The sequence below is a fragment of the Candidatus Enterococcus leclercqii genome (assembly GCF_009933135.1).
Lineage (GTDB): Bacteria > Bacillota > Bacilli > Lactobacillales > Enterococcaceae > Enterococcus_C > Enterococcus_C leclercqii.
On the sequence record NZ_MAEH01000014.1, the window covers coordinates 509600 to 522248 of the forward strand.

A 12649-nucleotide genomic window follows, 5' to 3' on the forward strand; every position below is an offset into this window, starting at 1 on the left:
CAGAGGGTGGGTAGATCCTTTTTTGTGTCTGAAGTTCTAAAACGAATGCCTTTATAAAGATTTATTCTGGGGAAAACGGAGCAGACTTTCGCAATTTATTTGCCAGTGGCGTACACTTAGATTAACGAGAGCCGGAATTCTTAGAGAAGGGAGCACAAAAAATGAAACCTTATGTTTTTGCCATCAGTGATATTCATGGCATGTATGATCTGTTTGAAAAGGAAGTGGCCAACTATGACCCGGAGCATCATCAATTGGTGCTGATTGGTGATCTGAACGATCGCGGACCACGAAGCAAGGAGAGCCTGTTGTTAGGCAAAAAACTAGTGGAAGAATCAGGTGCAGTTTATCTAATGGGCAACCACGAAGAGTATTTGTTGGATTTTTTGCAACAACCGGAAGATGTGGCGCCGATGTATCTTTACAATGGCGGCAAAGAAACAGTGGAGAGTTTGCTTCATAAAGGCGCCTGGGAGGAATACTCCCCCACAGAAATAGCTATGATGATCCGCAGCCGTTACCAAGATCTGATTGCCTTTTTAAAAGAACGACCCCTCTATTATGAATGGGGGCCTTATGTATTTGTCCATGCCGGTGTTGATTTGACCAAAAAGGATTGGCGCAAAACCACTCCTCACGATTTTGTTTGGATCAGAGAGCCTTTTCACACTGGAAAAAATAATACTGGCAAGATCATCGTCTTTGGCCACACCATTACTCCAATGCTTCATGGGGACATGCAGACCACGGATCTTTGGCTCTCAGACAACAAAATCGGCATCGATGGAGGAGCAGTTTTTGGAGGCAGTGTACATGGTGTGATTTTTGATACAACTGGGATCCTACAAGACATTGAGTATCAAAACACCACGGGTCCATGGCAGCCGGACAGGTAATCTTAGCTGCCAGAGAAACTGTTTGCCGGTTTTTCTTTTTTGAAGAAAGATATGGTAAAATAAATCGGTATGGCATCAAAAGCTGTCAGGCATGTATCAAAACGGCGCCTTTGTTTTGATTCGCATGCCTTTTTGGCGGCCACTGTCAAGAAAGGTGTGACGCAGATGGATCAGGCAATTTTGGATCTTTTAAAACAAGAGTTGAAACAGTATCATCCTGGGCAGTTAAAACGGGTGTTGGAATTATTAACAGAGGGCAATACGGTTCCTTTTATTGCTCGTTATCGTAAAGAAGTGACTGGGAACCTGGATGAAGTACAGATTCGGGAGATTGAAGAACGTTACCAGTATTTGAGCAACCTGGAAAAGCGTAAAGAAGAAGTATTGCGTTTGATTCAAGAGCAGGAGAAATTGACGCCCCAACTGGCGCAAGCAATCAACGCCGCAGTGAAAATGCAACAGGTGGAGGACCTTTACCGACCCTTTAAGCAAAAACGCCGGACAAAAGCTACCATTGCAAAAGAGCGGGGATTGGAAGCTTTGGCACAATGGTTGCTGACGTTTCCTGCCGCTGGGGATGTCAATCAACAGGCGGCACAATTTGTTGACCCCGACAAGGAAGTATTCACACCAGAAGAAGCATTGGCTGGTGCTCATGAAATCTTGGCGGAACAGTTTGGTGACGTTGCTGAGTTTAGAAGCTGGATTCGGGAGTATACTTTTTCTCACGGCAGTTATACCAGTGTGGTCAAAGATGCAGAGAAGGACGAAAAAGGCGTTTATGAAATGTATTATGATTTCAGTGAACCCTTGAAAAAAATGGTCTCTCATCGAATATTGGCCACTAATCGCGGCGAGAAAGAAGATATTCTAAAAGTGACAATCCAAGTGGATGAAGCCAAAATCATGACTTATTTCAGCAGTAAACTGCTGAAATCCTATTCTTCACCAGCGACACCTCTTGTAACAGCGGCCTATGAAGATGCCTATAAACGATTTATTGGACCAGCAATCGAACGGGAACTGCGGAATCAGTTGACTGAAGCAGCGGATGAACAGGCAATCCAAGTCTTCGGTGAAAACCTTCGTAATCTTTTGTTGCAACCGCCTTTGAAGGGAAAGGTCGTCTTGGGATTTGATCCCGCCTATCGAACTGGTTGTAAATTGGCTGTTTTAGATGCTACCGGCAAAGTACTTGATATTGCAGTAATCTATCCTCATAAGCCAGCCAATGAAGCCAAACGCGCAGCAGCCGGGCCGGCCTTTTTCAAGCTGATTGAAAAGTACCAAGTAGACATGGTAGCCATTGGCAATGGAACAGCTAGCCGAGAATCAGAACAATTTGTCGCAGAACAGCTTCGTGAGATAGAGCGGGAAGTATTTTATGTCATCGTCAATGAAGCCGGCGCCTCTGTCTATTCTGCAAGTGACACAGCTCGGGCAGAATTTCCCGACTTGGCAGTTGAAGAACGTAGTGCCATCAGTATTGGCCGCCGTTTACAAGATCCATTGGCAGAACTAGTGAAAATTGATCCTCAGGCAGTAGGTGTGGGGCAATACCAACATGATGTTTCCCAAAAACGATTGGCTGAGCAGCTGGATTTTGTCGTAGAGACAGTCGTTAACCAGGTAGGGGTGGATGTCAATACTGCCAGCCCTCAGCTTTTGCAACGAGTGGCCGGCTTGAACAAAACCACCGCGCAAAATATCTTTACTTATCGAGAGGAAAATGGCGCTTTTACTGCCCGTAATCAACTGAAAAAAGTACCACGACTGGGACCTAAAGCCTACGAACAAGCCATTGGATTTTTGAGGATTCCAGCGGGGAAACATATTTTGGACAATACCGGTATTCACCCGGAAAGCTATCCAGCAACCAAAGAAATCCTTGCGCTGGCAGCAGTTACAGAAAAACAGTTGGGGTCTGAAACAGCCCAAGAGGCTTTGAAAAAACTGAAGCCAGAAGAGTTGAGTCGTAAACTTGGCATCGGTAAAGAGACCGTTGTAGATATTTTGAAGGCATTGTTGCAACCAGGGCGGGATATGCGAGAAGAAATGCCTGCGCCCCTTTTACGAAAAGATGTCTTGAAAATGGAAGACCTCAAAGCCGGCATGGAGCTTAAGGGAACAGTGAGAAATGTGATTGATTTTGGCGCCTTCGTTGACATTGGTGTCAAACAAGATGGCTTAGTGCATATTTCCAAACTCAGCAATAAATTTGTGAAGCAGCCGAAAGACGTCGTTGCAGTAGGTGATGTGGTCACTGTCTGGGTGGAACAAGTTGATCTGAAAAAAGGCCGTATCAGTTTGACCATGAAAGATCCGGTGCAGGAAAAGTAAGATGACCCAAGAAGAATTGCAACAGTTGGTAGAAACAACTTCCTTGGCTACTTTTCAACGTCCTTTTCGCCACCAAGCTGTCTTCAATAAGCGGCTGAAAACAACTGGTGGCAGATACCATTTGCGAGATCATCATTTAGATTTTAATCCGAGTCTTTTTGCAGCTGTTGACCAACAGACGATCATTGGTATCATTAAGCACGAATTGTGTCACTATCATCTGCATTTATGCGGTAGAGGCTACCGACATCAAGACCGTGATTTCAAAAATTTACTTAAGCAAAGTGGAGGCCTGCGGTATGCGCCTAGATTAGAAGATTCACAACGACAACTATCTTCGCCTAAGCTGCTCTACTACTGTCGACAATGCGGACAAACGTATCCTCGGCAACGACGCATCAATACAACGAAATATCGCTGTGGTGTCTGCCGAGGAGAACTGTCCTTAAAAGAAAATTTGAAATAAAGGTGCTAGGCCTAAAGCAGCCGATTAATACAAGACGAATGACTGAGCTGCCGGGTTCAGTGAGTGATGTTGTGGAGACTGCTATTAGCAAAAAGAATGCCAAAATTGGCTGTCGAGAAAACTTTGTTGCACAAACCGCGGATTTGTTAGATAATATGTTTCGTGAAAAGGGGTCTGACCCTTTCTGACCAATGACACTGATACCACCGGAATTGGCTCCGGTCTGGTTTTATGATTGAGAAAAGAGGCTAATCACTATGATTACAGATAAAGATAAGGTTTATCATTTCGTCGGCATCAAGGGTTCTGGGATGAGCTCCTTGGCGCTGGTGCTCCATGAAAAAGGTTACCATGTGCAAGGTTCTGATGTGGACGAATATTTCTTCACCCAACGAGATTTAGAAAAAGCGAGTATCCCGTTATTGCCTTTTGATGCAGACAATATCAAAGCAGGGATGGTTGTCATTGCCGGAAATGCTTTTCCTGATACGAATCCGGAAATCCAAAGAGCTCATGAAATTGGAGCAGAAGTGGTGCGCTACCACGACTTTATCGGTAACTTTATTCAAGATTACACCAGTATTGCCGTGACTGGTTCTCATGGGAAGACGAGTACGACTGGCTTGTTGGCCCACGTCTTTAGTGGTGTTAGCCCTACTAGTTATCTGATTGGTGACGGGACCGGGCATGGGGTTCCCGATGCGGACTTCTTTGCGTTTGAAGCCTGTGAATACCGCCGTCATTTTCTAGCCTATGCGCCAGATTATGCCATTATGACCAACATTGACTTTGATCATCCAGATTACTACCACAGTATCGATGATGTCTTCACTGCCTTCCAAAGCCTGGCTTTCCAAGTGAAAAAGGGAATCTTTGCTTTTGGTGATGACAAATACCTGCGAAAAATTGAAGCCAATGTGCCGATTTACTATTATGGTGTCAATGAAGACGACGACATACAAGCGCGGAACATCACGCGGACAACAAAGGGCTCTGAATTTGATGTCTTTGTTAAAGGTGAAAAAATCGGTCATTTCGAATTGCCAGCTTTCGGTAAACACAACATCTTTAATGCGTTGGGTGTAATCGGCATTGCCCACTTGGAAGGCATTCCTATGGCCGAAGTAGCAGAAGAGATGAAGAGCTTTGCCGGTGTTAAACGCCGCTTCTCCGAGAAAAAAGTTGCGGACATGACCATCGTGGATGATTACGCCCATCATCCGGCTGAAATCAAGGCAACCATCGATGCTGCGCGGCAAAAATATCCTAAAAAGGAAATCATTGCGGTTTTCCAACCCCATACCTTTACTCGTACCATTGCCTTAATGGATGACTTTGCTGAAGCTTTGGATTTGGCTGATAAAGTCTTCTTGTGTGATATTTTTGGCTCAGCCCGTGAAAAGCAAGGCGACGTAAAAATCGAAGACTTGGGCAACAAGATCAAAAAAGGCGGACAAGTAATCAAAGAAGACAATGTTTCACCACTGTTGGATTTTGAAAATGCCGTAATCATCTTCATGGGTGCCGGCGATGTTCAAAAGTTCGAACAAGCCTACGAAAAATTACTCAGCAGCACGACACGTAACGTATTGTAAGAAGGCGGTGGCAAATTTTTGTCACCCTCATCTTTCCTGCGAAGTGAAATTACCAAATGTGATCCACAAGCAAAAGACAAGTCACTTTCCACTGTCTTCAATGGAAGTGACTTGTCTTTTTGTTGTCAAAATTTTAAGGGGCGGTGACAATAGTTGAGTCACCGTCCTACGAACCGAACAATACCAAACATGAGGCCCCAAAAGCCGACAATCTTCCATTAAAATCATTGGAAGATAATCGGTTTTTCATTGCTAAAAATTTTAAACGCTGACTAACCTTGATTTCATCAAGCCAAGTCAGCCTAATTCACTTTTTCTCTTGACACGTATGGTGTTGTTCTCTCTTCGGACAAAACATCAAGCGGGTCATAAATTTTTCCCATCCGTATATTTTTTATTAATTGGGGTTGAACAACCACTGTTTAGCGCTTGGAAATTACTTAGGTCACATTTCCCATTCATTGATGGATTGACACTGGGTTAGCGAACTATTTTTTTGCAGAATTGAGATTTCCAACAGCTACCATCAAAAATGGTAAGTATAAGAAGAGTAAGTTCAGCCGTTGCCATAATCCGCGATGAGCGACTTGAAAGTCACTAGCAATCGGTATTTTTGGCATCGCAAACAAAAACATGAAGATGGAAGACAAAACGAAAATAATCGGGAGTGCGATAACCATGAAGCTGTTGTGCTCCATATAATACAGTCTAATCAACAGAAATGTGCCAATCAACAGCGCGACGAAGCCGGCTCCCGATGCATAATTATGAAGCAGACTGGTAAATCCGACTTCTTCAGTCGTAGCGGCGCGATCCACTAGTCCGGTGATAATACAATCACCAATTCCGAACAAGGCAATCAGGATGCCTGTCCAGAGGGCTAAGGGTGCCGATGTGCCCCGAAATCGTTCATAAAAAGCAGGAGCGGATAAAACGAAAAGCGTACCATTGATGACCTCCCAAATTTTGAAAGCCCATTTTGTTGGCATGCCTGTCTCGCCAAAATTTGAGATTAGCATTTCAATCTGATTGTAACCCGGGAGAAACCGCCCCAAAATAAACGGAAGTGCCAACTCACTGATAACTGCGAGAATCAGTAGATAAAAGCCATATCGTTTTAATGAATCCATACTATTTTCCTTCAATCTCTGCAAATTTCATTTCTTTTCAATTGATATTTTACTCATTTCTCCCCAAAAAGAAAAATCAAACGAGTCGAACTTGAAAAAGATTTTTTGCAAGTTATGATATACTTAACTGTATTTTTAATGTAAAGGCAGGTCAAAAACTGTGGAAGAACACTATATTTTATCCTTGGATCAAGGGACCACCAGTACGCGAGCGATTTTATTCGATCATAACGGAAAGGCAGCTGCTAGTGGGCAACGGGAATTCACACAAATTTTTCCGCAAGCCGGTTGGGTGGAACATAATCCTGTTGAAATCTGGAACTCCGCGCAGTCAGTAATGGCGGATGTTTTGATTGATGGCAATATTCGTCCAGAGCAGATTGCGGCCATCGGGATTACTAACCAACGGGAAACGACTGTGATTTGGGATAAAGCTACGGGGGAACCCATCTATAATGCCATTGTTTGGCAATCCAAACAAACCAATGAAATTGCTGATTGGCTGAAGAATTCCGGCCATGAAAAGCTCATCAAAGAAAAAACCGGCTTGATCATCGACTCTTATTTTTCAGCGACGAAAATTAAGTGGATTCTAGATCAAGTACCCAACAGCCGCGAGCGGGCCCAAGCTGGTGAATTATTGTTTGGTACTATTGATACTTGGCTTTTATGGAAGTTGACAAATGGCAAGGCCCATAAAACGGATTACACCAATGCTTCTCGAACGATGCTGTTTAATATCCATCAGCTGAAATGGGATGAAGAGATTTTGGCACTTTTGGATATTCCTGCTGTGATGCTACCAGAAGTTTGCTCAAACTCTGAGATTTATGGCTACACTGAAGATTACCTTTTTTACGGTCAGCAGATACCAATCAGTGGAATGGCAGGAGACCAACAAGCCGCGTTATTTGGTCAGCAAGCCTTTGAAAAAGGAATGGTAAAAAATACGTACGGCACCGGGGCCTTTATTGTCATGAATACGGGTGCTGAGGCGATTCCTTCTGAAAATGGGCTGTTGACCACCATTGCTTATGGCTTGGCTGGTGAAATCACCTATGCTTTAGAGGGGAGTATTTTTGTTGCTGGATCTTCCATCCAATGGCTAAGAGACGGCTTACGAATGTTTACATCAGCTGCTGAGTCAGAGGAATATGCCTCTCGAGTGGCAGATAGTGACAATGTGTATGTTGTGCCGGCTTTCACTGGACTAGGGGCACCTTATTGGGATCAAGAAGCTCGTGGTGCTGTCTTTGGGTTGACTAGAGGAACTACAAAAGAGCATTTCATTCGCGCAACGTTGGAATCTTTGGCTTATCAGACACGAGATGTGGTTGAGACGATGGGAAAAGATGCCGGCGTTCCTATCAAGTTATTGCGAGTGGACGGTGGTGCCTCTCAAAATGATTTATTGCTGCAATTTCAAGCAGATATTTTACAAACACAAGTCCAGCGTGCGGCTTATTCGGAAACAACTGCGCTAGGTGTGGCTTTTCTGGCTGGCTTGGCTGTGGGTTTCTGGCAATCGCGGGAAGAATTGGCAGGATTTGTCAGTAGTGGCGAAGTTTTTGCACCTGCCATGGAAGGTGCAGTTTCTGAAAACCTGTATGCTGGTTGGCAGGAAGCAGTTCAAGCGACGATGGGCTTTAAGCACCGTCCGTTAAAAAAATCGTAAACAAACGACCGCTAATTTCAGCAGTGACCGCTAAAAAGGAGGACTAGTTTCCGACTTTTTGGCGGTCGTTTTTAATTTGAAAAAACAGGTTAGGATGTGGAAAAAAGGGCTCAAAAAGAATTGTGTCGTTTTCACTGTTTTTGTTGAATAAAACCGACGTTATTATAAGCGTTTTACTGTTGTTTTCAGCAAGATGTGCTACAATTAAATTACAAAAAAATGAGCTTAAGATTAGATAAACGCAGTAACCTTATCAGTGGTATCCTGTTTTAAATAGATATCAGCAATTAAAAAATCAACAATAAAAAGCAGCAGTTAACTCACGAGCAATTTGGCAAAGGCTACAAATTTTTTCGAGAAAGCAGGGGATGAGCATGGAAATCTTATTGGAACCGGTGAATCAGGCGGTATCCTGTTCAGTGATTTCAAAAGAAGTGGCAGTTCCGATTCGTCAGTGTTCGTTGCTGGTGGAACGATGTCACGATTTGGGTGTTGAAGGTTATCAGGTGGGAGAGTTTTATGGCGCCGGCTTTTTGAATCGCTATATGCCCATCAGGATTCCCTATGCCCCCATGTTAATCTATAAGAATAATGTTCAAATTCCTTTGGTTTTTCGAAAAGATGCGGCCGCCAAAGCCTTGGTCAACGACCCCTTACGGTTGCCGGCTTTTTTTAAATTGTTGGACTGGTATCTCAGCTACGATGATGAAGCTGAAAAAGTGGTTTTTGGCTATGAAAGCAGTCGTGGTTCTCTGCAGCGCTTCACGCGGGTAAAAGTCATCGACAGTGCACTGGTGGCTTTTCGTTTATCGGAAATCATTGATGCAGCGGGATACTCCTTGAAAGCATTGCACTGCGAAGAGGATTTTATTGAATGGAACCGAAAACATCGCCTTGTATCAGAGCAACAAATTGGTCGCCATAGTCGTGTTCTTAATCTGGAGAATCCAAAACGTTTGGCGGAAGTTCAGATGATTTTTGATATTGTACGTTTGAAATATCCGGAGGTCCCATTATTTCCCAAAAAACAGTTGACGGTTGTCGGTTGAAATTATTTAAGAACGCAAAAAGCGGTCCCTCTTACGTTGTGAGGGGACCGCTTTTTGCATGTTGTCTTTGATTTTTGCAGTTGTGCTGTTTAGGCAACTCAATAATTGGATACAGGCACAAAAGCGACTCAATTTGCAGTCAGCAATTGGTAAGTCAATGGGTTTGCCTGCTGTAGTAGTGGACTTTCTGTAATCGTCGTGAACAAAGTCAACTGGTGCATCGCTCTGGTACAGATGGTATATAAAATCAAACGGTCCTGTTGGGTCGTAAAGTTCTCGTTAATGTTCCAGGCAAAAACACGATCAAACTCAAGTCCTTTTGCTAAAAATGCCGGAATAATCATGATGTTTCGCTTCATGAAATCATCTTCTGACACGATCAGTTGAATTTTTTTTTGGAAGGCCGGCTCTAACTGATCATAAAGCGCTTGACATTCCTCTGTTGTTTTACAGATGATCGCTGTCCGCCAATATTTCGCGGTAGCCCGTTCTGCTTCCAAAATGCCAGTCAGCGTCAGCAGGTTTTCTGCATTGGATCCCCCCCGGACTAATCGTGGAAGATCTCCGGTGCGGGCGGTCATTTCGACAGTATCTTCATGACTTAAAAACTGATTGGCAAAGTCAGTGATTTCTTTTGTCGAACGATAGCTGGTCGTCAATTGGTAACGAGTGACTGCCGTGTCGCCAAAGAGGGCGGGGAGTGAACCTACGATTGTCTCATTGCCAAAGACCTTTTGATTTAAATCACCACATAAAGTGATACCGGCATTGGGATACAAAGCACGCAGCAGAGCGACTTGTGCCGGGGGAAAGTCCTGCATCTCATCAACGAAGATAAAGCGCGCTTTCAGTGGGACCTCTATCGGGTAGAGACCACGGCTCAACAGAAAGAACAAAACGGCATCTTCTTGACTGAGACGGCGTTTTTTGAGACTGTCACGTACTTTCTCAAGCGCTGCTGCCCATTCTTCATCGGAAACACCGGCTTTTACCAACAGAGAGCGGGGCACTGTTTTTAGAAAATGCAAGTACTGCTTAGAATAGTTAATATACTGGAACCTTTCGACAGCTCGTACCAATGGTCTAAAGTGGCGTTTTACGACTGCTTTACGAATCTGAGCGCGGATTTTCCGCTCATTTGCCTCGGTATCCTCAACATCGGGGTGTGTCTCGTAATATTCTTGAAGCCGCTCTTCAACAGCTTCTTTGACCCACGGCTTTTTGGCTTCATCTTTTTGCAGACCACCTGCTTTTTTCAGCAGCTTGGTCTGTAACAATTGAGTTCTTTGGTATAGCGGTAAATTGGGGTTGGTTTCTTGGTACCATTGCCGCATTTGACGAGTGCTTAGGTAAGTTTCACCGTTAATTTTTAAGTCGCGGAACAAAGGACCTAATTCGGTGATCGTTTGTAAATAGCGGTGACTGTGCTGCACCAGTGCCAGTCCGCTTTTTAAACGTTGTGTACGATTTTCGGCACCAGAGAGAAAAACAGCTTCTTGTTCTTCTTCTTTTTCAATTTCCAATTGAGGCAGCAGTTGCTGCATGAAGCTGCGGAAAGTTCGAGTAGGTACGGCGCTTTCTCCTAAAGATGGCAAAACCATCGAAATGTAGTCGGAAAATAGATGGTTGGGAGAAAACAACAGCACTTGATCATCGGCTAGCCATTTCCGGTGACGGTACAGTAAAAACGCAATCCGCTGCAAGAGTGCAGAAGTTTTTCCCGAACCGGCAATTCCTTCAATCAGCATAACTTTGCTGTGGGTATCGCGAATAATTTTGTTTTGCGCCTTTTGAATCGTGGAAACGATATTTTTCATCTGGGAAGAGGAGGCTTCATCTAAAATCTCCAATAAGAACTCGTCATTGATGACTTCAGACGTATCCACCATGGATAGGAGGGTGCCTTCTTGAATCTTGAATTGCCGTTTTAGCAAAAGTTCGACTTCAAATCGGTCATGATCGGTTTCATAATGGGTTGGACCTAATTCTCCTTCATAATAAAGGTTGGCAATGGGCGCCCGCCAGTCGATTACGATGGTATTTTCATCTTTGTCTCGCAAGGAAGCAATCCCCAGATAGAGGGTTTCAGGTGCTTCGGCTCCCTCTGTGAAATCAATTCTGGCGAAATAAGGATTTCCCGACATCGCCGCTAAGGTCTTGAGGCGCTTTTCGACGGCATCCGCAGAATGGTATTTGAGCATCAATTCTTCTTCGTGCTGACGGTATTCCAAGACTGATTCATAAAAGGCCTCGTCATCTCCGCCACGAATTTTGCGGTCAGCAACCCCTTGTAATTGATCGTGCAGCTCACCAGCTAAGGCTTGCTGTTGCTTTTTTAAAAGTTGTTCTTCAGTATGGATCAAACGGACGGTATCGTCGGCGTGTTGTTGTTCTTTAAGACGTTCTGGATTCATGTCAGAGAAAAGCTCCTTTGATTTGCTGTCATTTGTTGTCGTCAGTAAAATTTAAAGACCGGGGCCTTTAAAAATACGTCATAAAATTATAGCACAAAAAAACTTGACGGAGAAGGCAGGGCAAGAGGTGTGCTACAATAATAGAAAACGAAAGGAGCAACCGGTTATGCGCAGTGAGCAAGAAATGATTGATTTAATCTTAAATACTGCCAAAAGTCTGCCACAAGTTGACGCAGTGGCAATGGAAGGGTCGCGAATGAACCAACATGCGCCAAAAGATATCTTTCAAGATTATGATGTGGTCTATGTAGTTAACGACAAGACAAGTCTCTTAGCGGATCGTAGTTGGTTAGCAGCTTTTGGGCCGGTGTTGATTCAACAGCGGCCGGAAGAGATGACTTTGTTTCCTCCCACATTAGGGGAACGTTTTACTTTCTTGACGCTTTTTGAAGACGGCAATCGGATCGATTTGATGCTGTGCCCTCACTCGGAATTGGAGATTTTACTGGCAGAAGATCCTTTTTTGACTGTTCTTTGGGATCCGAAGCGTGTTTTTCCGCCACTGCCTGATGCAGGAGATCAGAAATTTTGGGTACAACCACCACAAGAAGTGCTGTTTCAGGATTGCTGCAATGAGTTTTGGTGGGTGTCAACCTACGTGGTCAAGGGACTTTGGCGCAAAGAAACTTTGTATGCCACAGACCACCTCTATGAAATCTGCCAAAAAGAACTGCTACGCGTGTTAAGCTGGCGGGTAGGAAATGAAAGCGGCTGGAATCAAAGCTTTGGCAAAAATTTCAAGTATCTGCCAGATTATCTGGATGAAGCAACCAGACAACTGTTGTTTGAAATTCGTGACTTCACCAGCCTCACTACTATTTGGCAGAGTCTGTTCACTACACAGGAACTCTTTCATGAGGTGGCTGGCAAATTAGCAGAGGAAATGGGTTTTACCTATGACAAGGGGACTGCTGAAAAAATCATGCAATATAGTCGCAGCTGGTTTGAGGATCAAAAACATATCGACACAGAGATTGAAGGGTAATCTGCCGTAAAGGGCAATGATTGCTAAAGCCAACTAAAA

9 protein-coding genes are annotated in these 12649 nt (G+C 44.0%); 7 read left to right on the plus strand and 2 right to left on the minus strand.

Annotated features, from left to right (window positions below; all coding sequences use genetic code 11):
* The first annotated feature begins 161 nt into the window (after positions 1 to 161).
* The 4 genes from BAU14_RS08720 (at position 162) to murC (ending at position 5297) form a co-directional block, all read left to right on the plus strand.
* On the plus strand, positions 162 to 896 hold the full coding sequence (locus BAU14_RS08720) for a metallophosphoesterase (protein ID WP_161899701.1): 735 nt from the start codon (positions 162 to 164) through the stop codon (positions 894 to 896).
* Between the two features lie 165 nt (positions 897 to 1061).
* Positions 1062 to 3236, plus strand: coding sequence for a Tex family protein (locus tag BAU14_RS08725; RefSeq protein ID WP_161899702.1), 2175 nt, complete (start codon positions 1062 to 1064; stop codon positions 3234 to 3236).
* A gap of 1 nt (position 3237) precedes the next feature.
* Positions 3238 to 3702: a SprT family protein gene (locus BAU14_RS08730; protein ID WP_161899703.1), complete on the plus strand. Its 465-nt coding sequence runs from the start codon at positions 3238 to 3240 to the stop codon at positions 3700 to 3702.
* A 257-nt stretch (positions 3703 to 3959) separates the two neighbouring features.
* Entirely contained in the window at positions 3960 to 5297 is a 1338-nt protein-coding gene (murC, locus tag BAU14_RS08735; protein WP_420022084.1) for a UDP-N-acetylmuramate--L-alanine ligase, read from the plus strand.
* A gap of 488 nt (positions 5298 to 5785) precedes the next feature.
* Here murC and BAU14_RS08740 read toward each other — a convergent pair whose 3' ends face one another.
* Complete coding sequence (locus BAU14_RS08740) at positions 5786 to 6427, minus strand: DUF998 domain-containing protein (protein ID WP_161899704.1); 642 nt, start codon at positions 6425 to 6427, stop codon at positions 5786 to 5788.
* Between the two features lie 160 nt (positions 6428 to 6587).
* Here BAU14_RS08740 and glpK point away from each other — a divergent pair, with 160 nt between their 5' ends.
* Positions 6588 to 8102 carry a glycerol kinase GlpK gene (glpK, locus tag BAU14_RS08745; protein WP_161899705.1) on the plus strand — a complete coding sequence of 505 codons (1515 nt, stop codon included), beginning with the start codon at positions 6588 to 6590 and terminating at the stop codon, positions 8100 to 8102.
* A 374-nt stretch (positions 8103 to 8476) separates the two neighbouring features.
* Positions 8477 to 9151 (plus strand): hypothetical protein, encoded by a 675-nt coding sequence (locus BAU14_RS08750; protein WP_161899706.1) that lies wholly within the window; start codon positions 8477 to 8479, stop codon positions 9149 to 9151.
* A 128-nt stretch (positions 9152 to 9279) separates the two neighbouring features.
* On the opposite strand, the gene helD is transcribed toward BAU14_RS08750, so the two are convergent.
* A complete protein-coding gene (gene helD / locus BAU14_RS08755) occupies positions 9280 to 11565 on the minus strand; it encodes an RNA polymerase recycling motor HelD (RefSeq protein ID WP_161899707.1) in 2286 nt (761 codons plus the stop codon).
* Positions 11566 to 11731: 166 nt separating this feature from the next.
* On the opposite strand from helD, the gene BAU14_RS08760 reads away from it, so the two are divergent.
* Positions 11732 to 12610: an aminoglycoside 6-adenylyltransferase gene (locus BAU14_RS08760; protein WP_161899708.1), complete on the plus strand. Its 879-nt coding sequence runs from the start codon at positions 11732 to 11734 to the stop codon at positions 12608 to 12610.
* The last annotated feature ends 39 nt before the right edge of the window (positions 12611 to 12649 follow it).

Bases quoted from the DNA above. Each gene is read 5' to 3' on its own strand.
- BAU14_RS08720 (WP_161899701.1), top strand. From the start codon at position 162: ATGAAACCTTATGTTTTTGCCATCAGTGATATTCATGGCATGTATGAT.
- BAU14_RS08725 (WP_161899702.1), top strand. From the start codon at position 1,062: ATGGATCAGGCAATTTTGGATCTTTTAAAACAAGAGTTGAAACAGTAT.
- BAU14_RS08730 (WP_161899703.1), top strand. From the start codon at position 3,238: ATGACCCAAGAAGAATTGCAACAGTTGGTAGAAACAACTTCCTTGGCT.
- murC (WP_420022084.1), top strand. From the start codon at position 3,960: ATGATTACAGATAAAGATAAGGTTTATCATTTCGTCGGCATCAAGGGT.
- BAU14_RS08740 (WP_161899704.1), bottom strand. From the start codon at position 6,427: ATGGATTCATTAAAACGATATGGCTTTTATCTACTGATTCTCGCAGTT.
- BAU14_RS08750 (WP_161899706.1), top strand. From the start codon at position 8,477: ATGGAAATCTTATTGGAACCGGTGAATCAGGCGGTATCCTGTTCAGTG.
- helD (WP_161899707.1), bottom strand. From the start codon at position 11,565: ATGAATCCAGAACGTCTTAAAGAACAACAACACGCCGACGATACCGTC.
- BAU14_RS08760 (WP_161899708.1), top strand. From the start codon at position 11,732: ATGCGCAGTGAGCAAGAAATGATTGATTTAATCTTAAATACTGCCAAA.